Below are 20024 nucleotides of genomic sequence, written 5' to 3' on the forward strand. Positions count from 1 at the left end.
AACAAAGGAGCAAGACATGAAGGTATTTCTGACAGGCGCAGCGGGATTTATTGGCAGTTCCATCGCGGCGGGTCTCGTGCGTGCCGGCCACCAGGTGACGGGCCTCGTGCGCAAGCCGGAGCAGGTGGCCGAGCTGGCTGCTATTGGGGTACACGGTGTCGTCGGCACCTTGAACGACCGCACACTGCTCATCGAGCAGGCGAGGGCGGCGGATGCCGTCATCAATGCGGCCAGCAGCGACCACCGGGGCGCCGTCGAAGCCATCCTTGAAGCGCTGGCCGGCACCAACAAAGTGTTTTTGCACACCAGCGGCTCGTCCATCGTGGGCGACGCCTCGGGCGGCGAGGGCACGGAACAGCTCTATTATGAAGACAAGCTGCCGGCGCCCACGGCCGACAAGGCGGCCCGCGTGGCCATCGATGACCTGGTCCTGGCCAGCGCAAGCCAGGGCGTGCGCGCCAGCGTGCTGTGCAACACCCTGATCTACGGCCACGGCGCCTTGCCGCGCGACAGCGTGCAGCTGCCCCGTTTGCTGAAACAGGCGCGCAAGAGCGGCATCGTGCGCCACGTGGGGCCGGGCCGCAACATCTGGTCGAATGTGCATATCGACGATGTCGTCAGCCTGTATCTGCTGGCGCTGGAAAAGTCGCCGGCCGGCACGTTTTATTTCGTCGAGTCGGGCGAAGCGGCTTTCCGCGACATGACGGCCGCCATCGCCACCGCACTGGACCTGGGGTCCGCGCAGGACTGGCCGCTGCCCGAGGCGATTGCCGAATGGGGCTATGAGATGGCGTCGTATGGCCTCGGTTCGAACAGCCGCGTGCGCGGCGAGCGGGCGCGCACCCTGCTGGGCTGGCAGCCGCAGGGGCCGTCCGTGCTGGAGTGGATCAAGCACGACATGCTCCATCCGCAGCACGCCATCGCCGCTTGATGCAGCTCAGCAAACCGCCTCAGTGTGCGCTAGCGAACGGTGCTGTCTGGCGATCGGGAGTATGATGGCGTTGCTTGGTTGAGACGCACTGCCGTGAAGTTGGCGGCATGTTCGATCTTCCAGCAGGTCAGCCGGTCGCCTCAAGGATCGGCACCAGATTTCCGCCGGCGCGTTCGCGCCGTGTGCATTGCAACTCCAGGTCGCGGTAGGTACTGCGAACCCCTTCAAGGCCGGCGTCAGCCGGTCTTTTTTTCGCCTGTTGTTTCCTCCCTTGCGCCATTCACCGCCACCTGTCCGCCATTCGCCGAAACGCTGTTTTCGTGCGCGTGAAATCCGCGTATCTTGACGTTCAACCAACTTCAAGGGGCGACCGTGAAACCTGAACCCGCTTATTGCCGCCGTACCCAGCTGCTGTGGGGCGTGCTGCTGATCGCCATCGGCGCCGTCATCCTGCTGGACCGGCTCGATGTGATCTATCTCCATGATTACTATGCACTATGGCATTATTGGCCCCTGATACTGCTCGTCTTCGGCCTCAACAAGCTGCTCACGCCCGTGTCCGCCAAGCAGGTACTGAGCGGCCTGTGGCTGATCTTTTTCGCCGCGTGGTGGTATGTATCGTATGAAGAGCTGTGGAACTTGAATTTCTACAATAGCTGGCCAGCCTTGCTGATCGCCTGGGGCGTGGGCCTCGTGCTGGAACCACTGTTGAACAAACATTTTATTGCCTACCGGGAGTCCGAGCATGAAAAATAGACCGCCGCTGCACTCGCCATCGCAGATCGTGCTGGGCGTCATCGTCATCGGCCTGGGACTGTTGTTCCTGCTCGATAACCTGGGTTTCATCAATGTGCGCTACACCTTCCGCTTCTGGCCCACCATCCTCATCATTTTCGGCTTGCTGAAAATATCGCAAAGCCATAGCCGTTCCGGCTACATCCTTGGCGGCGTGATGGTCTTGCTGGGTCTGAGCTGGACCTTGAAAGCCATGGGCTTGTTCTATATCAACTGGAGCATGCTGTGGCCGCTGCTCATCATTGCCGCTGGCGTGGCCGTCGTGTCGAAATCCCTGCCGGGCGGGCAGCAGCGGCAGCGCCGCCGGCGCCAGGCTCACCTTGACGACGCCGACCATTTTGGCCAGGCCCGCAATGGCGCCGTATCGCTCGACAAGGATGCGGCCGATGCCACTGCAGCGCCCGGCACCGGCGGCCAGGCGGACGACGACAGTATCATCGAAGTGACGGCCATCCTCGGCGGCTATGTGCGGCGCGTATCGTCGCAGCGCTTCAAGGGCGGCGATATCAACGTCATCATGGCCGGCTGCGAAATCGACTTGCGCCAGGCGTCGATCGACGGCGAAGCCGTGCTCAACGTGTTCGCCCTGTGCGGCGGCGTCACCATCAAGATTCCGCCCGACTGGAGCGTCGTGCTGCAGGGCACGCCCATCCTTGGCGGCTTCGAAGAAAAGACCATCGTGCCGCCGAACCAGAACAAGCGTTTGTACGTGACGGGCTACGCCATCATGGGCGGCCTGGAAATCCGCAACTAGGCGCGCATGTCCGGACCCTTGTCGAAGCGGCGCGGCGCCGTGGTGGTGTTTCTGGTCTGCATCGCACTGGGCCTGGCGCTGGCCTTTGTCCTGGCCAGGGTGGCGCATGCGCCCTGGCTCAATGCGACCCTGCTGGTGGTGCCCGCCACGCTCGTGTATGCGATCGGCTCGGGCTTTTCCGCGTTTTACCTCTGCCGCGCCTACCCCTTGCACGCCCGCCATCCGCTCGCCATCGCCAGCGTGATGGGCGTGGCGGCCCTGTTCGCGGGCTTGCTGTGGGCAACCCTGCTGCAATTTTTGAACAGCGTCAGCCAGTTGCCGGACGTGCGCTGGCTGGGCGTGCACCTGACGCAGTCGATGCTGGCCCTGTTCTTCGGCCTGGGCGCGCTGCTGTATTGCCTGGCCGCCGCCGTGCACTACCTGTTGCTCGAATTCGTGCGCGCCAGGATGGCCGAACAGCGGGGGCTGGAAGCGCAATTGATGGCGCAGGAAGCGCAATTGCGCATGCTGCGCACGCAAATCGATCCGCATTTCCTGTTCAACAGCCTGAACTCCATCAGCGCCCTGACGTCCATCAATGCGGCGGGCGCACGCCAGATGACGGTGCAGCTGGCCAGTTTCTTTCGCCAGAGCCTGAGCCTGGAAGCGCACAAGCACATCACCGTGGAACAGGAACTGGTGCTGATCCGCCACTTTCTCGCCATCGAACAAGTGCGTTTCGGCGCGCGCCTGCAAGTGGCGGAAAGCGCCGACGCTGCCGCGCTGGCGTGTCTGTTGCCGCCCATGCTGATACAGCCGCTGGTGGAAAATGCCGTCAAGCATGGTATCTGCGGCTTGACGGAGGGCGGCCTGATCGCCATCGAGGTCAGGCGCGCAGGCAGCCTGTTGCAGATCGCCGTGTGCAACCCGGTCGATGCGGATCAAGGGCCAGCGCGCGGCAACGGCGTGGGCCTGGAAAATGTGCGCCAGCGCCTGGCCGGCGCGTATGGCCACGAGGCCAGCGTGCACTGGGGCCGGCGCGACGGCTATTTTGAAGTGATGATTTCCATGCCGGCACAGACCGGCGACACGGAGGAAGCATGATGCAGGCAAGAATGCGGGTGGCCATCGTCGATGACGAATTGCTGGCGCGCAGCGTGTTGCGCGAATACCTGGCGCGCCACGACGATATCGACATCGTGGCCGAGTGCGCCAACGGTTTTGACGCCGTCAAGGCCATCGCGGAACTGGAGCCGGAACTGGTGTTCCTCGACATCCAGATGCCGCGCCTGGACGGCTTCGAAGTGGCGGAATTGATCGGCGCGAAGACAAGGCTGATCTTTGTCACGGCCTACGACCAGTACGCCTTGAAAGCGTTCGAATGCCATGCCCTCGACTATCTGCTGAAACCATTCAGCGAACAGCGTTTCGACCAGGCGCTGGCCCATGCGCGCGCCCACCGCGGCCCGCCCGCCGCGTCCACTGCTGTGCAGACTCTGGCGCGCGAGGCGGCCACGCGCGCCGCGCCACTGGACCGTGTGCTGATCCGCGACGGCGCCAAGGTTCACGTGATCGCCAGCGCGCGCATCGACTACATCGAGGCGCAGGACGATTACATCAGCATCCGTTCCGAAGGCAAGTCCTACCTGAAAAGCCAGACGCTGGCGGAACTGGAAACCCAGCTCGACCCCGCCAAGTTCCTGCGCGTGCACAGGTCCTACCTGCTCAATATCGACGGCATTAGCCGCATCGAGGCGGCAACGAAAGACAGCCACGTGGCCATCTTGCGCGATGACACGCGGATCCCCGTGAGCAAGGCGGGGTATCAGAAGCTCAGATTATTGGTGGGTTAGCATTTTCGCTGGCGTAGATGCATAATCATCTACGCATGATATCATCTGGAGGTGATAGTGAATGCGTCGAGGACATGGCCGATCACGTTTCACGATGACTTCGATGCGGAATTCGATGCTCTGCCGATAGATGTTCAGGATGAATTGCTGGCGAGTGCCGATGCGCTGTCGAAGCTGGGCCCGGCTGCCGGGCGTCCTCACGTTGGGACGTTGAACAATCCCAAACACCCGAACATGAAAGAGCTGCGTTTCAAGGCCAATAACGGGGTAGAGGTGTGGCGCGCGGTCTTTGCTTTCGATACGAGGCGTGAGGCGGTCATTCTGGTTGCGGCGGCCAAGCAAGGTGTCAATGAGGACAAGTTTTACAGGGATTTGTTATTCAAGGCAAATGCTCGTTACGAGCAACATCTCAAAAACCTGGCTGCGGCGAAGGCGAGGCAGGACAAAGGCACTAGATGATTTCAGGAGCAGGAGTTTGTCATGGGAAGAAATTTGAACGACGTCATCCACAGTTTGCCGGCCGAGCGGCAGGCAAAAATTGCGGCTCTATCCCAGGAAAAGATGCAAGAAATGATAGCGCACGCCGCTACGCTGACGGATTTCCGCAAGGCAGTAGGCAAGACCCAGGCGGAAGTTGCGAGGGAACTGGGGATTCAACAGCATGCCGTTTCCCAACTGGAAAAGCGTACCGATACTTATGTCTCGACCTTGCGCCGGTTTTTGCAATCGCTGGGCATGACATTGGAGATGTCGGTCGTTGCGCAAAACGGCGTGCGTATCGAACTGCAAAATTTTCTGCGCAGCCAGGAAGTTGATGCCGATGTCCATGACAGTGCACTTGCTACGCCTGCGACGCCCGCAGGAAAGCGGAAAGCCGGCGTGTCGCGCAAGCGGGCTGGCACCGCCTGAAGCTGCTTTATCCAGTAGCTAGTTGCACATCCCACCAGGCGGGCAGCAGCTGGCGGATTTCCGGCCGTGAAAAACGGTCGTCGATCAGGTAGACGACGCCCTTGTCCGACTGCGTGCGGATCACGCGGCCGGCCGCCTGCACCACCTTTTGCATGCCTGGATATAAATACGTGTAGTCGTAGCCGGCGCCGAAGATGTCGCCCATGCGCTGGCGGATCTGCTCGTTGACGGGATTGATCTGCGGTAAACCGAGGGTGGCGATGAAGGCGCCGATCAGGCGCGCGCCGGGCAAGTCGATGCCTTCGCCAAACGCGCCACCGAGCACGGCAAAGCCGATGCCGCGCGTGTCCAGGCCGAAGCGCCCGAGGAACTGGCTGCGCGCAGCGTCATCCATGCGGCGCGGCTGCTGCCAGATCGGCACGTCCGGGTAATGCTGGGCGAACAGCGTGGCCGTCTTTTCCATGTAATCAAAGCTGCTGAAGAAAGCCAGATAATTGCCCGGCGTTTCTGCGTACTGGCGCGCCATCAGCTGGGCGATGGGCAGCAAGGAGGCGGCGCGGTGCTGGTAGCGCGTGGAAATGGTGTCGGCCACGCGCACGGACAATTGCTCCGCCTGGAAGGGCGATTCCACGTCGACCCAGGCCGTGTCGGCCGGCATGCCCAGGGTGTCGCTGTAGTAATTCCATGGGCTCAGCGTGGCGGAAAACAGCGCCGTGCTGTGGCTGGCCGCGAAGCGTTCCTTCAGGAAGGGCGCCGGTACGATGTTGCGGATGCAGACGGTGGAGCCCGTGTCCGTTTTACTGACGTCGAACAGCGAATGCGCGCCGAAACTCTCTGCCAGGCGGTTGATCAGCAGCACGTCGAAATAAAAGCGCTGCAAGTCTTCGTCGAGCGCCGCCGCGTGTTCGGCCACGTAGTCGCCGATGGCCGTCGCCACGCCTTGCAGGGCGCCAAAGAATTTGTCGGGCAAGGCGGGATGCACGTGGTAGTCGCCATCCTGCTCTTTCAGCAAAGCCGTCCACTGGCGCGAGAGGCGGTCCAGCGGCTTTTTCAGCGCCTCGGTCGCGAACTTGCGCAGCATTTTCAAATCGATCTGCGCCAGCTCGGCGGTATACATGCTGCGTGCGCGCGACACCATATTGTGCGCTTCGTCGACCAGCACATTGACTTTCCAGTCGTGGGCCAGGGTCATGCCGTACAGCATGGCGCTGAGGTCGAAGTAATAATTGTAGTCGCCGATGACGACGTCGCTCCAGCGCGCCAGCTCCATGCCCAGGTAATAGGGACAGATACCCTGCTGCAAGGCGATGGCGCGCACGGCTTCCTTATCCAAAATCAAACCGCTGGCCAGCGCCACTTCGCGTGCCAGCGGCAGGCGGTCGTAAAAACCCTTGGCCAGCGGACACGATTCTCCGTGACAGGCTTTGTCAGGATGCTCGCAGGCGCTGCTCTTGGCGCTCAGTTCCAGCACGCGCAACGGCAGCTGGGGCGTGCTGTCTTTCAGGATGGCGCAGGCGTCGAGCGCCATTTGCCGGCCCGGCACCTTGGCGGCCAGGAAAAACAGTTTATCGAGGCCATGCGCGGCTGTCGCTTTCAACATGGGGAACAGGCTGCCCACCGTCTTGCCGATGCCGGTCGGCGCCTGCGCCAGCAAGCCGCAGCCACGGCTGCTGGCCTTGTACATGGCTTCGGCCAATTGCCGCTGCCCCGGACGGAAGTCGGCATGGGGAAAGGCCATGCTGGTGAGTTGCGCGTCGCGGCTGGCGCGGTGCGCCATTTCCTGCTCGGCCCAGTCGAGAAACAGGGCGCAATGCTGTTCGAAGAAGGTGCGCAGCGCCTCGGCCGTGCATTCCTCGTGCATCACGGTTTCCTTCTGGCTCACGATATCGAAATACACGAGCGCCACGCGCAGCATGGGCAGGTTCAGCTGCCGGCACAGCAAATGGCCATAGATGCGCGCCTGCGCCCAGTGCAGCTGGCGGTGGTTGGCGGGCATGGCGGCCAAATCGCCCCGGTAGGTCTTGATTTCTTCCAGCTGGCGCCGCGCCGGGTCATAGCCATCGGCGCGCCCGCGCACGTGCAGGGGGCCGAAGTCGCCGCACAGGCTGATTTCGCGCTGGTAATCGTCATCGCGCCGGCCCGTGACGGTGGCGTGGCCGGCCATACCTTCCTGCGCCGTGGGCGAGGGCGTGAAGCGCAAGTCCAGGTCGCCCACCTTGGCCGTGAATTCGCACAGGGCGCGCACGGCGATCGTGTACTGCATGCCGCTCATGTGGCCGCCTGCCATTGCAGGTAGCACACGCTGACGGGCATGGCGTGCTCGGCGCAATACGCGATCCAGCGCAGCTGGTTGTCTTGCAGGCGGTCGCCCGGACCCTTGACTTCGATCATGCGGTAGCGTTGCTCTGCCGGCCAGAACTGGATCAGGTCGGGAAAGCCGCTGCGGTTGCTTTTGATATCGAGCAAGATGCGCTCGAACGCCTTTTTCAAGTGCGCGGCCGGGATGCAGGCCAGCGCCAGGTCCAGCAAGCCATCGCCCAGCACTTCCCAGCTCACAAACGGCGAGACGATGCCGTGCTTGGCGGCAAGCGTGGCGCGTATCGTCGCCTGATAGCTGCCGTCGTCCAGCTGCGCCAGGCAAGCGGCGAAGTCGCCGCTGCGGCGCTGATAAAAATCGGCGCTGTGCAAGTCGGCCGGGCCACGGTGGAATGGGTGGAAGAAGGCGCCCGGCATGGGTTTGAAGATGGCGGGCCAGCACAGCAGGCCGAACAGCGAGTTGATCAGGGTGTTTTCCACGTAATACACGGGGGCGTCTTCCTGCATCAGGTGCTGCTGCACCACGCCTTCCACGTAGCACGCCTGTTCAGGATAAGGCAGCAGCAGGTCAATGCGCTCCACGGCAGCCGCCACGCTGGCCGCCTGCTTCGCATGACCCAGCTTGCGCCGCAAACGGGGCGCCATGCGCAGCAGCAATTGCTGTTCCGCCTCGCTTTCCGGCGCCGCCAGGGCGATCGTCAGACGCTCGTAGGCCGCTTGCGGCTGCTCATCTTTCTCCAGCACGCGGATGGCGCGGCCACGCGCGCCCGGATAGCGGCAATCGGCGTAGGCGCGGTAGGCGGCCGGCCAGTCCTGACATTTTTCCAGGTGCTGGGCGATCTGGAAACGCAGCTTGTCGCGCCGGCTGGCCAGCCAGGTATTGTCCTCGGACAAGGGCAGCGCAGCCAGTTCCTGCAGCACCTCATCGGCCGGCGCGCTGTCGTTGTAGCGTTCGCGGCACTGGTGCAGCACTTCGTAGTGTTCGATATCCTGGCGCGTGCGAAAGCCGCGCGACTGCGGCGAGAATTCCACTTTTTCGTATTGGTACACGCCGAGGTCGGATAGCACGAATTCCGACCAGTCCTGGTGATAATTGCCAAAGTAAATCAGGCGCAATCGGTCGCACAGCGCTTGCAGGCCGATGCGGTACAGCACGTCACCGGAAGCCGGATGCCAGGCGGAAAACGGTTTAGTTTCCCCATGCTGCTCGCGCAAGGCGTCCAGTTGCTCGGCCTTGCGGGCCGCTTTCAGCGGTGCGTCGAGGTCGAAGGCCTGGGCGATTTCTGCTTTCAGCAGCAGGTCGAACAGTTCATCGAGTGAGATGGCAGGATCGGCCTCGACCCAGCTAGTTGCCAGCAAGGGCAGGGCGGCGGCGCGCGTATCGCCGATTTCCGGGTAATTGAGCTTGCTGGCGCGAAACAGACAGCCCTTGCGCATGACGAGGCGCACGAACAGGGCGCGCGATGGCTGCGGCAGTGCGCCAAAGGCGGTGATGAACTGCGTTTCTTCAGCGCTCAGCAGATCGGCGTAACGCGCGGCTATCCAGCTCAGCACGTCCTGGAAATTATCCAGATAGTACAGGGGATTTTCCAGGACTCTCAACATGGGGATGGCAATAGGGCAAGATGCAAGGTGATCGGTTTTACTGTGTTTATATACAGTTTAAACCTTCCGCCGCCGCTTGCCCAGCGAATTATGTTCAGCCAGCCGTGCTGTAGACAAAATAGCTGTCGAACTTTTCACAGGGAATCTGTTCCGCGCGCAGGCTGGCCAGTTCGATATCCGTCAGCAAGCCCCGGTGCGCTTCCGTGCGTCCTTTCGGCAGCGCCACCTCGTAATCGATGATGTCGCGGGCCAGCAATTCCTGCAGCACGTCGGCTTGCCGCGCCGTCAGGTAGTGCGCATGCGTGCCCAGGGTTTTCGTCAGTTGATCCTTGAATGCCTCGTCGCTGACGTCGTTGTAGGTATCCTGGTCGGCCATGCTGTTCAACAACATGTGAACCATGAAATCTTGCAGGTTTTTCGCCAGGTACTGGGCTTCATTCTCGTCGTGCCACAGCAGCACGATCGGCATCTCGCCGTCTTGCTCGCTGGAAGCGAAAAAACAGTAATGGTCGCCCGCGCCCGTTTGCGCGAACGGGATGAACTGGAAGGCCGGGTCGATCTGCCGGTAATCGTCCGCGTCGCGCAAGCTGTCCGCTGCTTCGGCAACGGCCTCGATGTTGAGCAATTCGAAATCGTCCGCATGCAGCAGCAGGGTGGGCCGCTCCGTCAAGGTGGGATAGACCAGCTTGTACCAGTCGGGGCCATATTCACCGACGTTGAGCATGCCGTCGCTCTCCAGCTGCCGATACAATGCGGGATAGGTGAAGCCGTGTTGCTGTTCAATTTCTGACAGTGCCATGTTTGCCCCGTTCAACGTGATTCGTGTGGGCATGATAGCCGAGACCGTGCCTGGCACGCTTCACCGCAGCAAGGAGGGGCACCATTAATAAACATTTACATTTGCTTATGTGGCATGGCCACGTATGCTTGCCAGACTAAGCCAGACTAACATTCGCCGAACCCGCATGAAAAACATCATCCTGATTTCCGCCGCCTGCCTGCTGGCGCTGCTGTCGACCATCGGCGCCTCGCTGCCCTATCCTATCTTGCCGCCCCTGTTCGCGGCAGAGGCGCCGAATGCCTTCAATAATTTTCTGGGCTTGCCGTCGAAATTGCTGTTCGGCCTGGCGCTGACCATCAACCCGCTGGGCTTGCTGATCGGCTCGGCCCTGCTGGGCCCCTTGTCTGACCGTTATGGCCGCCGTCCCTTGCTGATGCGCACTGCCGTGGGCGCCGCCATCGGCCATGCGATTACGGCTTGGGCGCTGGTGATCCAGTCCTACCCGCTGTTCATTGTCGCCCGTTTCATCACGGGTTTGCTTGAAGGGAATGGCGCCGTGGCGCGCGCCATGCTGGCCGACCAATTGACGGGGCCGCTGCGCCTGCGCGCCATGTCGTGGCTGAACGGTGCCTTTTACCTGGGCTGGCTGGTCGGGCCGATCCTGGCGGGCGCGACCCTGCATTGGGGCGTGACGGTGCCATTCTGGATCGCCGCCGCCGCCCTCATGCTCGTCGCCGTGCTGGTGGCCGTGGGCTTGCCGCGCGAAACGCCCTCGCTCTTGACGACGTCGTGGTGGCAAGTGGCCCGCGACCGCCATTCGCTCAATTTACTGCGCCATGAGGAGCTGCGCACGCTGTTCATCGTGCAGCTGGCGCTGACCTGCGGCGTGGCCAGCTTCTACGAGTTCTATCCGCTGTGGCTGGTCGAAACGGCCAATTACCATGCACAGGAGATTGCCTGGGTGAATGTGGGACTGTGCGGCACGATGACGGTCACGTCCTTGCTGGCGGGCGGTCCCAGCCGCCATGCGCCGCTGCTGCGGGCCAGCTGGTATGCGTGCGGCGTGGCGCTGGCCGTAGGAATCTTGGCATTGGGTAATATCTGGGTGGGCATCGCCGCCATCGTGCTGTTCGGCATTCCGAACGCACTGTACAACACGGTGATACAGGGCTGGTGCGCCGAGCGCTTCAGTGCGCACGGGCAGGGCGCCGTGATGGGTTTGCTGGCCACGACGTTTTGCATCGCCAACATCGTCGTCGCCTTGAGCGGCTCCGTGCTGACCCTGATCGATACGCGGCTGATCCTTGTCGCGGGTGCTTGCTCCGCCGCCTGGGCGGCGTGGCGCATGGCCGCCTGGCGGCGCCAGCTGGACGGCGCCGTCGAGGCGAAGGCATACCAGGATTTATGCAGCTAGGAGTTGGCTATCTTTCGGGGGTATGGGAGGGGGGGGAATACCGGTCCCTGCCGGTGGATTCATTGTAGGTCGGGTAGGTCGGATTAGCGCGCAAGCGCGTAATCCGACATCACCATAAGCGCCAACAATGCGTCGGATTACGCGCGGCCTTGCCGCGCTAATCCGACCTACGGCTTACTTTTTGGCAGCCTTCGGCTTGGCTGCCGGTGCCGCTTTTTCAGGTGCGGCCGTGGTTTTTTCCGTGGCCTGCGCTACTTGCGCGCTGGCCTTGGCAATCTGCTCTTCCACTGTTTTCACGGCTTGCCTGGTTGCCTTGGTGACTTGCTCGTAACCGAGGAAGGCGTTGTCGATGGCAGCCTTGACGATGGCGACGGCGTTTTCCGAGCCAGGCGGCACGTTTTTCGTGACGTCGTAGATCAGGGCGCTCAGATTGCTTTTCGCTTCGGCCACGTGGGCTTCGGCGGCCGTGGTGAATTCCGTGTGGATTTCCTTGATGATGTCATCGAGTTGCTGCTTGTACGCCTTGGCGCCGGCCACGCCCGGTTGCAGCTGGGCAGCGGCGGCGGCCATGGCGGCCTTCGGATCCTTGGCCTGGCTGATTTCCTTGCCGGCGGCAAGGCCGTCCTCGATGCCGGACTTGGCGGTGGCCATGTTCAGCGCCAGCACCTGTTCCACGCCTTGCACGGCCTTCGAGGTGAGGGTGTTGAAGGTCATCAGCTGGAATTCAAACAGGGCCTTGGTGGCCGATGCGAATTGTTCGGGATTTGTAAACATGTGGTCTCCTCGGTTTGAATAGATACGTTCTTATCGTTCCATACTCTTTCGACGCCGCAATGCCATCGCTTGATCTCAAGCCGGTGCCCCGTGTGGTCATGGCCCCATTATTTAACAAGCGCCGGTTTTTCGCAACGGCTATCTTTGTACGGCCCCGAGGCCAGTTCCCATCCAAATCCCAGGGTCGATTGGGCGCACGACAGGGTGCCGTCGATCTTGCTGCGCCACTGGTACCAAGGGGCGGGTCCGGCCATTGCGCAGGCGCAAGCGGCCAGCAGGGCCGTGGTGATCAGGTATTTCATAGGTGCTCCGAAAGAAAAGCTTGCGGGCATTGTAGCGCGCCTGCCATTCAGGGGGCGGGCGATTGCGGCGCGGCGGCGGGCAGCTGCAGGGTGAACGTGGTGCCGCTGCCGGCGCCAGTGCTGCTGATGGCGTCGATATGGCCGCCCAGCACGCCCGTGACGATGTTGTGTGCCACGTGCAGGCCCAAACCCGAGCCACCGGAGCCAAGCTTGGTCGTGAAGAAGGGGTCGTAGACATGCACGAGGTCGTCGGCGGCGATGCCCACGCCCGTGTCGGCAATGGACAGGGTGATCGTCTGTCCGTCCTCGCTGCCGCGCGCGGTGATGGCGATGTTGCCGCCGCTGCGGCCCTCGAAGGCATGGCGCAGGCAGTTTTCCAGCAGGTTGCTCAGCACCTGGCCCAGCGGACCGGGATAGCTGTCCATGGCCAGGCCGTCCGGCACGTCTTGCGTCAGGCTCAGGCCGGCGGCCTTGAGGGGCGTGGACATGGGCAGCATCAGTTCGGCAACGAACTGGCGCAGCAGGAAGTGGCGGCGCTGCGAGCTGGCGCGGTCGACGGCGATCTGCTTGAAGCTCGAAACCAGGTCGGCGGCGCGCTGCAGGTTGCGCAGCATGATGGCGTCGGCCTCGCTGGCCTGGGTCAGGTAGGCGCCCAGTTCGGAGCGCCGCAAGCCACCCTGGAAGCTGGCCTGGATTTCGCGCGTGCGCTCGGCCATCGTGGTGGCCACCACCAGGCCGTTGCCGATCGGTGTATTGAGTTCATGCGCGATGCCGGCCACCAGCGCGCCGAGCGCGGCCAGCTTGTCGCGGCGCACCAGTTCTTCTTGCGTGATGGACAGGTTTTCCAGTGCCGCGGCCAGTTCCAGGTTGGTTTGCTCTGAATGTTCCTTGGCTAGCGTCAGGGCTGCCGTGCGTTCGGCCACCAGCTCTTCCAGGTGGGCGCGGTGGCGCTGCAGCTCGCGTTCGTGGCGCATGCGGCCAATCGCGATGCCGGCCAGGTCGGTCGCCGTGTCGATCAGTTCCAGGTCGCGCGCATCGGGCTGGCGCACTTCGCGGTAGTACATGGCGAAGGAACCGAGGACGCTGCCATCCTGGCCGAAGATCGGTTGCGACCAGCATGCGCGCAAGCCGAATGGCGCGGCCAGCTCGCGGTAGGGCGTCCACAGCGGATCGCGCATGATGTCGCTGACGACCACCGGTTCGCGCAGGAACATGGCCGTGCCGCAAGAACCCACGCCGGCGCCGATGGCCACGCCTTCGAGCAGGGCCATGTACTCGGGCGGCAGGCTGGGGCCGACCGCGCTGTGCATGTGGACGCCGTCATCGTCGAGCAGCATGATGGAGCACAGCACGCCGCGCGACTGGCCTTCGATCAGCAGCAGCAGCTGGTTCAGGGTGGGGATCAGGGGCGCGCCCTTGGCGACCATTTCCAGCAAGGCGCTCTGGCCCGCGCGCATCGCTTCGGCGAGGTTGCGCTCGGTCAAATCGATGATGCGCGCATGCACCAGCTGGCGGCCCGGCACGGACAGGCGCATCAGCCGGATTTCGCAGGCGATCGGGTGGCTGTCGCGGTGGCAGCAGCTGGCGCGGAAGACGACGATCTTGCCTTGCAAGGTATCGCGGATCTTTTCTTCCAGCAGTTGCGGCGAGGCGCGGCCATCGCTTTGATGCTGGGGGAACAGCGGCTCCATGCCGCCTTGCAGCAGCCCGGCCAGCGGCATGCCGAACAGTTCTTCGGCCAGGTGGTTGGCGTCGATCAGCAAGCGGTTGTCGATATCGAACAGCAGCACGGCGTCGGGCGAACCGGCCAGGATGGAGTGGTAATTGACTTCCAGCGTTTGCGGATGCAGGGGGCGCGGCGGCGTGGAGGCACGCGGCGCGGGCGCCTCGGCCTTGTGCAGCGCCAGTTCCATGAGGATTTTTTCCGCCACGTCGCGCGCATTGAAGGGCATCTTGATGTAGTCGGAGGCGCCGGCGCCCACGCTGCGGCCCTGTTCTTCGGCGCTGGGGGTGGCCGACATCAGCAGCAGGGGCACGCCGTGGCGTCCGCCCGCATTGCGCAATCGCATGCAGGTGGCGCCGATATTCGTGCCCGCCAGGGCTGCATCGAGCAGGATCAGGTCCGTGCCGCCGGCGGCCAGTTCCACGCCTTCGTCGATATCGCCCGCCAGTCCCGTGCCCAGGTTGTGCCGGTCCAGCACATACAGCAGTTCGCGCACATCGTTCGGCGAATTGCTGACCAGTAGCACCTTGGCCCGGTCGGCGATGGAAGAAATCAACTGATTCATGGTGTCGCGTCCTTACGCGTATCGTGCGGCTAGTATTACATCAAGGCAAGGAGGAGTAAACGATAATTCTTGATGACCAAGAGCAAGGGCCACGGCACGCGTTCACGCGGCGTTTTGTGCGCTCTGCGGCGCCAGGTCGGCGCGCGCCCGTTCGATGCGCGGGTAATTATCTTCGATCCAGTCGACCAGCACGGCCAGGCGTTCGGCCGCCTCGCGTCCCAGCGGCGTGAGGCTGTATTCCACCTTGGGCGGTATCACCAGATACGCCTGGCGCAGCACGAAGCCGTCGCCGGCCAGCGCTTCCAGGGTTTGCGCCAGCATTTTTTCGCTGACCCCGCCCACTTCGCGGCGCAGTTCGCTGAAGCGCCGCGTGCCGCTCAGCAGCAATACCAGTACCAGCACGGCCCAGCGGCTGGTCAGGTGGCTGAGCACGGCGCGCGACGGGCAGGCGGCCGCCAGCAGGTGCGCGCCCTGGTTTTGCCGGGCGAGGGCGGCGCGCAGGCTGGCGCCGGGAGTATCTGTGGACATGACAGTTGGCCTTCAAGATGAGAGTGTGAATTCATACTTACCAAAAGGTACGTACTTACAATAAGTAAGTAATAGTCCTATTATAGGGTTTTACCACCGACACACCAAGGAGAAATCATGATCGTCATCACCGGCGCCACAGGCAATCTGGGCCAGCACGTCATCGCCAGCCTGCTCACATCCGTCCCTGCAGCCAACATCATCGCCGCCGTGCGCAATCCGGCCAAGGCCGCCAACCTGGCGGCACTGGGCGTGCAAGTGCGCCAGGCCGATTACAACGATGGGGCCAGCCTCGACGCGGCATTCAAGGGCGCGACGAAAATCCTGCTGATTTCGTCGAGCGAAGTGGGCCAGCGCGCGCAGCAGCACCAGAACGTCATCGATGCGGCCAAGCGGGCCGGCGTTGCCCTGCTGGCCTACACCAGCGTGTTGCGCGCCGATACGTCGCCGCTGGGTCTGGCCGCCGAGCACGTCATCACGGAAGCGGCCATCCGTGCATCGGGTTTGCCTTACAGTTTCCTGCGCAACGGCTGGTACCTGGAAAACCATACGGAACACCTGGCGCCCGTGCTCGAGCATGGCGTGGTGCTGGGGGCGGCGCAAGACGGGCGTTTCTCGTCGGCCGCGCGCGCCGACTACGCTGCCGCCGCGGCCGCCGTGCTGACGGCCGACCAGCCGCAAGCCATCTATGAACTGGCTGGCGACCAGGGCTTTACCCTGGCGGAATATGCGGCCGAAGTGGCGCGCCAGTCGGGCAAGGCGATTGTCTACAAGGATATGCCGCAGGCCGACTTCAAGGCGGCGCTGGTGGGCGTAGGCGTGCCGGAAGGCTTTGCCGATCTGCTGGCCGATTCCGATGCGGGCGCGGCCAAGGGCGGCTTGGAAGACCATGGCAAGCAATTGAGCGCGCTGATCAAACGTCCGACGACGAGCCTGCTTGACGCCGTGAAGGCCGCGCTGGCCAAATAAGGGGAGGGTGCCGCGGGTCGGGAAAGCCGCGCGGCATTCTGGAATGAAAAAAGCCGCAAACTCGTGAAAGTTTGCGGCTTTTTTGCGAATTAGGTAATGGTGCCCACGAAGGGACTCGAACCCCTACACCCGAAGGCACATGGACCTGAACCATGCGCGTCTACCAATTCCGCCACGTGGGCACTGATGCTGCTACTGCTTGCTACTTATATCTCACTACTGTACTGCGGACTACAACGAAAACGACTCGTTGCTGGTGGTGCCCACGAAGGGACTCGAACCCCTACACCCGAAGGCACATGGACCTGAACCATGCGCGTCTACCAATTCCGCCACGTGGGCATTGTGCTGCTAACTGCGATACTGCCTTGCTACTTTACTGCGGATCACAACAATCGACAACTTGTTGCTGGTGGTGCCCACGAAGGGACTCGAACCCCTACACCCGAAGGCACATGGACCTGAACCATGCGCGTCTACCAATTCCGCCACGTGGGCATTGTTACTGCTTGCTGCTTGTCGCTGCGTGTTCTGCAGCGAGGACAAAATCATAAGGGCTGGCGCGCATTCGGTCAATCAACATTTTGCACTTTTCTTCAAGAAACATGTTTTTTTGCCTGAAAAGGGCTGCTCCCTATGAAAAAAGGTTCAATCTGCCTCTTTTTTCAGCGTTTTCTTGCCGGTTTCTGTCTGTGGGGAAGTCGGGTGACTTGCTTGTCTGGAGGGGAGGGCTTTTCGCTGCGGAAATGAAAAAAGCCGCAAACTCGTGAAAGTTTGCGGCCTTTTTGCGAATTAGGTAATGGTGCCCACGAAGGGACTCGAACCCCTACACCCGAAGGCACATGGACCTGAACCATGCGCGTCTACCAATTCCGCCACGTGGGCACTGATGCTGCTGTATTACTTGTTGCAAAATAACTTCGCAACAATTCTGCTATTATAGCGGCTTGAAGAGTTTTGCGCCAGATGAGCTTTCGCTCCATACTGCACATCAACCCTGTACCGCTTTCCTGCAACTGCATTCCCGTGAGGGTTTGTCGCTGCAAGAGACCAGGATTATAGAGCAATATTTGCCGAAGTCAAATGCATTGCGCAGCTTTTCTCCTTTTTTTCATCGGCGGGCGTCTTGTACTGTTTCCGACACGCTGTCCGTTAGGCAAACCAAGGCGTCCTCCGGTACACTACCGCACATCACCGTGTCAATATTGACGGTGATGTCATCGGTCTTTGTCTTCCGTTTGATCACTGTCAATAACAACTATAGAAATACTTTTGAGCCAAAATACCCACACCATCCCCAGCCGGGAGGACATTCTCGGCATATTCCGCAGCGTCAACGCGCCTCTTGACCCGCAGTCTCTCGGGAAAACGCTGCAAGTGCATGCCGATTCCATGGATGTCCTGGTCCGTCGCCTGAAGGCGATGGAGCGCGACGGCCAGCTCAAGTCTGACGCCAGCGGCGTTTTCAGCCTGGCAGACCAGAGCGCGCTCGTCGCCGGTCGCGTCACCAGCCACCGCGATGGCTTCGGCTTCGTCATTCCCGACGATGCCAGCGCCGACCTGTTCCTGCCTGAGAAAGAAATGCAGAAAGTACTGCATGGCGACAAGGTCATGGCCCGCATCGTCGGCACGGACCGCCGCGGCCGCCCGGAAGGCACGATCGTTGAAGTCACTTACCGCGCCAATACCCACGTCATCGGCCGCCTGATTCAGGAAAACGGCACCTGGGTCGTGGCGCCGGAAGACCAGCGCATCGGCCAGGACATCCTCGTCACCGGTTCGGTCGGCAAGGCAAAAGCCGGCCAGATCGTCAGCGTCGAACTGACCGAGCAACCGATGCGCTTCAAGCAGCCGGTCGGCAAGATCGTCGAAGTGCTCGGTGCGCTCGATGATCCCGGCATGGAAATTGAAATTGCCGTGCGCAAATTCAACGTGCCGCACATCTTTTCCGCCGCCGCCCTCAAGCAAGCTGAAAAGCTGCCGTTCGAAGTGCGCGCCGCCGACCTGAAAGAGCGTGTCGACCTGCGCGACGTGCCATTGGTGACCATCGATGGCGAGGACGCGCGCGATTTCGACGATGCCGTGTATTGCGAACCCGTCAAGGTTGGCCGCGCCAACTGCTTCCGTCTGATCGTCGCGATTGCCGACGTCAGCCATTACGTGAAACCGAACGACGCGCTCGATGTCGATGCGCTGGAACGCAGCACGTCCGTCTACTTCCCGCGCCGCGTGATCCCGATGCTGCCGGAAAAACTGTCGAATGGCCTGTGCTCGCTGAACCCGGCCGTCGACCGTTTGACCCTCGTCTGCGACGCCGTCGTCAGCGACAAGGGCGAGCTGAAGGCGTACCAGTTCTATCCGGCCGTGATCCACTCTGCCGCGCGCCTCACGTATGACGAAGTCGCCGCCGTGCTGGGCAACACCAAGGGACCCGAGGCGGCACGCCGCGCGGACATCCTGCCGCACTTGCAAAACCTGGAAGCCGTCTACCGCGCCTTGCTGAAAGCGCGCACGGAGCGGGGCGCCATCGATTTCGAGACGACGGAAACGTATATCGTCTGCAACAGCGCCGGCAAGATCGAAAAGATCATTCCCCGCACGCGCAACGAAGCGCACAAGATCATCGAAGAGTGCATGCTGGCGGCCAACGTCTGCGCGGCCGACTTGTTGCTGCGCAATAAGCATCCAGGCACCTACCGCATCCACGCCAGCCCGACCAAGGAAAAGCTCACGCAAGTGCGCACCTTCCTCAAGCAAGTCGGCCTGAACCTGACGGGCGGCGACACGCCATCGGCCTCCGATTACCAGACCCTGATGCAGCAGATCAAGCAGCGTCCCGACGCGGCCCTGCTGCAAACGATGCTGCTGCGCTCGATGCAACAAGCCGTCTACAGCCCGGACAATATCGGCCACTTCGGCCTGGCGTACGAGGCGTATGCCCACTTCACCAGCCCGATCCGCCGCTATCCCGACTTGCTGACGCACCGCGCCATCAAGGCCATTTTGCAAGGCAAGAAATACGAGCCGAAGCTGTCCGATAAAGTCGTGTTGAACACCAACGTGTCGAACGCCACGCGCAAACAGCAGGCCAAGGACAAGGCCGACGGCAAGCCGAAAAAGACGGATCTGACGATCTGGGATGCGCTCGGCGTGCATTGCTCGGCCAACGAGCGCCGCGCCGACGAAGCGTCGCGCGACGTCGAAGCCTGGCTGAAGTGCTACTTCATGCAAGACAAGCTGGGTGAAGAATTCACCGGCACCATCACCGGCGTGACCACGTTTGGCGTCTTCGTGCAACTCGACACCCTGTTTGTCGAAGGCCTGGTGCACGTCACCGAGCTGGGCACCGACTACTTCCAGTACGACGATGCGCGCCATGAATTGCGCGGCGAACGCACGGGCAAGCGTTATCAATTGACGGACCGTCTGACGGTGCAAGTGGCAAGAGTCGACCTGGAAACGCGCAAGATCGACCTGCGCCTGGTGACCGATGCGGAACTGGCGGGCGAAGAAGCGCCAGCCAAGCAGGCTGGCGGCAAGCGCAAGGGCGAAAAGAAATCGATGCTCAAGCCCGGTCCCGCGACCGAGCAGCGCCACGAGATCAAAGCCAGCGTCAATGGCGGCAAGGGTTCCGGTGGCCGTTCCAACGGCGCCAAGGCGCAAGCCAAGCCTGCAGTCAAGGCAGCCCTGAAGGAAGTCCCTAAGGCGGCAGCTCCCAAGGCCGCCGCGCCGAAGCGCAGCAAGAAACCAGCCGCGGCACCCGCTGCGGCGGCACCACGTGCAGCAAAAACTGTATCAAAATCAAGCAAGAACAAGCGATAAAAGA

At 62.1% G+C, this 20024-nt stretch carries 17 protein-coding genes and 4 tRNA genes; 10 read left to right on the plus strand and 11 right to left on the minus strand.

The genetic code is table 11. The features are described 5' to 3' along the window. Nucleotides 1-16: 16 nt before the first annotated feature. The 7 genes from CLU91_RS26065 (at nt 17) to CLU91_RS26095 (ending at nt 5221) form a co-directional block, all read left to right on the plus strand. Nucleotides 17-931 carry an NAD-dependent epimerase/dehydratase family protein gene (locus CLU91_RS26065; protein WP_100876431.1) on the plus strand — a complete coding sequence of 305 codons (915 nt, stop codon included), beginning with the start codon at nt 17-19 and terminating at the stop codon, nt 929-931. 372 nt (nt 932-1303) lie between these two features. Then, complete coding sequence (locus tag CLU91_RS26070; protein WP_100876432.1) at nt 1304-1687, plus strand: LiaF transmembrane domain-containing protein; 384 nt, start codon at nt 1304-1306, stop codon at nt 1685-1687. Then, nucleotides 1677-2480 (plus strand): LiaI-LiaF-like domain-containing protein, encoded by an 804-nt coding sequence (locus CLU91_RS26075; RefSeq protein WP_100876433.1) that lies wholly within the window; start codon nt 1677-1679, stop codon nt 2478-2480. Before CLU91_RS26070 ends, CLU91_RS26075 begins: the two co-directional genes overlap by 11 nt. Nucleotides 2481-2486: 6 nt before the next feature. Further along, on the plus strand, nt 2487-3563 hold the full coding sequence (locus CLU91_RS26080) for a sensor histidine kinase (RefSeq protein WP_100876434.1): 1077 nt from the start codon (nt 2487-2489) through the stop codon (nt 3561-3563). 11 nt (nt 3564-3574) lie between these two features. Continuing rightward, nucleotides 3575-4312: a LytR/AlgR family response regulator transcription factor gene (locus CLU91_RS26085; protein WP_100876435.1), complete on the plus strand. Its 738-nt coding sequence runs from the start codon at nt 3575-3577 to the stop codon at nt 4310-4312. Nucleotides 4313-4369: 57 nt separating this feature from the next. Beyond that, nucleotides 4370-4771, plus strand: a complete 402-nt coding sequence (locus CLU91_RS26090) for a type II toxin-antitoxin system RelE/ParE family toxin (protein ID WP_100876931.1) — start codon at nt 4370-4372, stop codon at nt 4769-4771. Nucleotides 4772-4804: 33 nt separating this feature from the next. Next, nucleotides 4805-5221, plus strand: coding sequence for an XRE family transcriptional regulator (locus tag CLU91_RS26095; protein ID WP_157814818.1), 417 nt, complete (start codon nt 4805-4807; stop codon nt 5219-5221). 7 nt (nt 5222-5228) lie between these two features. On the opposite strand, the gene CLU91_RS26100 is transcribed toward CLU91_RS26095, so the two are convergent. From CLU91_RS26100 to CLU91_RS26110, 3 genes are all read right to left on the minus strand, one after another. After that, nucleotides 5229-7484, minus strand: a complete 2256-nt coding sequence (locus CLU91_RS26100; protein ID WP_100876932.1) for an ATP-dependent DNA helicase — start codon at nt 7482-7484, stop codon at nt 5229-5231. A gap of 5 nt (nt 7485-7489) precedes the next feature. Continuing rightward, the gene (locus CLU91_RS26105) at nt 7490-9142 is read right to left on the minus strand and encodes a VRR-NUC domain-containing protein (RefSeq protein ID WP_100876437.1); all 1653 of its coding nucleotides are present in this window, start codon (nt 9140-9142) and stop codon (nt 7490-7492) included. A 94-nt stretch (nt 9143-9236) separates the two neighbouring features. Beyond that, the gene (locus tag CLU91_RS26110; protein WP_100876438.1) at nt 9237-9941 is read right to left on the minus strand and encodes an SMI1/KNR4 family protein; all 705 of its coding nucleotides are present in this window, start codon (nt 9939-9941) and stop codon (nt 9237-9239) included. 166 nt (nt 9942-10107) lie between these two features. On the opposite strand from CLU91_RS26110, the gene CLU91_RS26115 reads away from it, so the two are divergent. Further along, nucleotides 10108-11337 carry an MFS transporter gene (locus CLU91_RS26115; RefSeq protein WP_100876439.1) on the plus strand — a complete coding sequence of 410 codons (1230 nt, stop codon included), beginning with the start codon at nt 10108-10110 and terminating at the stop codon, nt 11335-11337. A gap of 174 nt (nt 11338-11511) precedes the next feature. On the opposite strand, the gene phaP is transcribed toward CLU91_RS26115, so the two are convergent. From phaP to CLU91_RS26135, 4 genes are all read right to left on the minus strand, one after another. Next, on the minus strand, nt 11512-12111 hold the full coding sequence (gene phaP / locus CLU91_RS26120) for a TIGR01841 family phasin (RefSeq protein ID WP_100876440.1): 600 nt from the start codon (nt 12109-12111) through the stop codon (nt 11512-11514). Between the two features lie 107 nt (nt 12112-12218). Next, nucleotides 12219-12413, minus strand: a complete 195-nt coding sequence (locus tag CLU91_RS26125; RefSeq protein WP_100876441.1) for a hypothetical protein — start codon at nt 12411-12413, stop codon at nt 12219-12221. A gap of 47 nt (nt 12414-12460) precedes the next feature. Beyond that, a complete protein-coding gene (locus CLU91_RS26130; RefSeq protein ID WP_100876442.1) occupies nt 12461-14701 on the minus strand; it encodes an ATP-binding protein in 2241 nt (746 codons plus the stop codon). 102 nt (nt 14702-14803) lie between these two features. Next, nucleotides 14804-15229, minus strand: a complete 426-nt coding sequence (locus CLU91_RS26135) for a winged helix-turn-helix transcriptional regulator (RefSeq protein WP_100876443.1) — start codon at nt 15227-15229, stop codon at nt 14804-14806. Nucleotides 15230-15346: 117 nt separating this feature from the next. Here CLU91_RS26135 and CLU91_RS26140 point away from each other — a divergent pair, with 117 nt between their 5' ends. Further along, nucleotides 15347-16198 carry an SDR family oxidoreductase gene (locus tag CLU91_RS26140; RefSeq protein ID WP_100876444.1) on the plus strand — a complete coding sequence of 284 codons (852 nt, stop codon included), beginning with the start codon at nt 15347-15349 and terminating at the stop codon, nt 16196-16198. 97 nt (nt 16199-16295) lie between these two features. On the opposite strand, the gene CLU91_RS26145 is transcribed toward CLU91_RS26140, so the two are convergent. The 4 genes from CLU91_RS26145 to CLU91_RS26160 all read right to left on the minus strand — a co-directional run bounded on the left by CLU91_RS26145 (nt 16296) and on the right by CLU91_RS26160 (nt 17083). Then, nucleotides 16296-16380: transfer RNA gene (locus CLU91_RS26145), tRNA-Leu, on the minus strand. A gap of 75 nt (nt 16381-16455) precedes the next feature. Beyond that, nucleotides 16456-16540, minus strand: a tRNA-Leu gene (locus tag CLU91_RS26150). A 71-nt stretch (nt 16541-16611) separates the two neighbouring features. Beyond that, nucleotides 16612-16696 (minus strand) — tRNA-Leu (locus CLU91_RS26155). Between the two features lie 302 nt (nt 16697-16998). Next, nucleotides 16999-17083: transfer RNA gene (locus CLU91_RS26160), tRNA-Leu, on the minus strand. A gap of 387 nt (nt 17084-17470) precedes the next feature. On the opposite strand from CLU91_RS26160, the gene rnr reads away from it, so the two are divergent. Next, a complete protein-coding gene (rnr, locus tag CLU91_RS26165; RefSeq protein ID WP_100876445.1) occupies nt 17471-20020 on the plus strand; it encodes a ribonuclease R in 2550 nt (849 codons plus the stop codon). Nucleotides 20021-20024: the final 4 nt, after the last annotated feature.

This window comes from Janthinobacterium sp. 64 (genome assembly GCF_002813325.1).
Taxonomy (GTDB): Bacteria; Pseudomonadota; Gammaproteobacteria; order Burkholderiales; family Burkholderiaceae_D; genus Janthinobacterium.

What these genes read in the sequence shown, in the direction of transcription:
- CLU91_RS26065 (WP_100876431.1), top strand. Translation starts at nt 17, where the DNA reads ATGAAGGTATTTCTGACAGGCGCAGCGGGATTTATTGGCAGTTCCATC.
- CLU91_RS26075 (WP_100876433.1), top strand. Translation starts at nt 1,677, where the DNA reads ATGAAAAATAGACCGCCGCTGCACTCGCCATCGCAGATCGTGCTGGGC.
- CLU91_RS26080 (WP_100876434.1), top strand. Translation starts at nt 2,487, where the DNA reads ATGTCCGGACCCTTGTCGAAGCGGCGCGGCGCCGTGGTGGTGTTTCTG.
- CLU91_RS26085 (WP_100876435.1), top strand. Translation starts at nt 3,575, where the DNA reads ATGCGGGTGGCCATCGTCGATGACGAATTGCTGGCGCGCAGCGTGTTG.
- CLU91_RS26100 (WP_100876932.1), bottom strand. Translation starts at nt 7,484, where the DNA reads ATGCAGTACACGATCGCCGTGCGCGCCCTGTGCGAATTCACGGCCAAG.
- CLU91_RS26105 (WP_100876437.1), bottom strand. Translation starts at nt 9,142, where the DNA reads ATGTTGAGAGTCCTGGAAAATCCCCTGTACTATCTGGATAATTTCCAG.
- CLU91_RS26110 (WP_100876438.1), bottom strand. Translation starts at nt 9,941, where the DNA reads ATGGCACTGTCAGAAATTGAACAGCAACACGGCTTCACCTATCCCGCA.
- CLU91_RS26115 (WP_100876439.1), top strand. Translation starts at nt 10,108, where the DNA reads ATGAAAAACATCATCCTGATTTCCGCCGCCTGCCTGCTGGCGCTGCTG.
- phaP (WP_100876440.1), bottom strand. Translation starts at nt 12,111, where the DNA reads ATGTTTACAAATCCCGAACAATTCGCATCGGCCACCAAGGCCCTGTTT.
- CLU91_RS26125 (WP_100876441.1), bottom strand. Translation starts at nt 12,413, where the DNA reads ATGAAATACCTGATCACCACGGCCCTGCTGGCCGCTTGCGCCTGCGCA.
- CLU91_RS26130 (WP_100876442.1), bottom strand. Translation starts at nt 14,701, where the DNA reads ATGAATCAGTTGATTTCTTCCATCGCCGACCGGGCCAAGGTGCTACTG.
- CLU91_RS26135 (WP_100876443.1), bottom strand. Translation starts at nt 15,229, where the DNA reads ATGTCCACAGATACTCCCGGCGCCAGCCTGCGCGCCGCCCTCGCCCGG.
- CLU91_RS26140 (WP_100876444.1), top strand. Translation starts at nt 15,347, where the DNA reads ATGATCGTCATCACCGGCGCCACAGGCAATCTGGGCCAGCACGTCATC.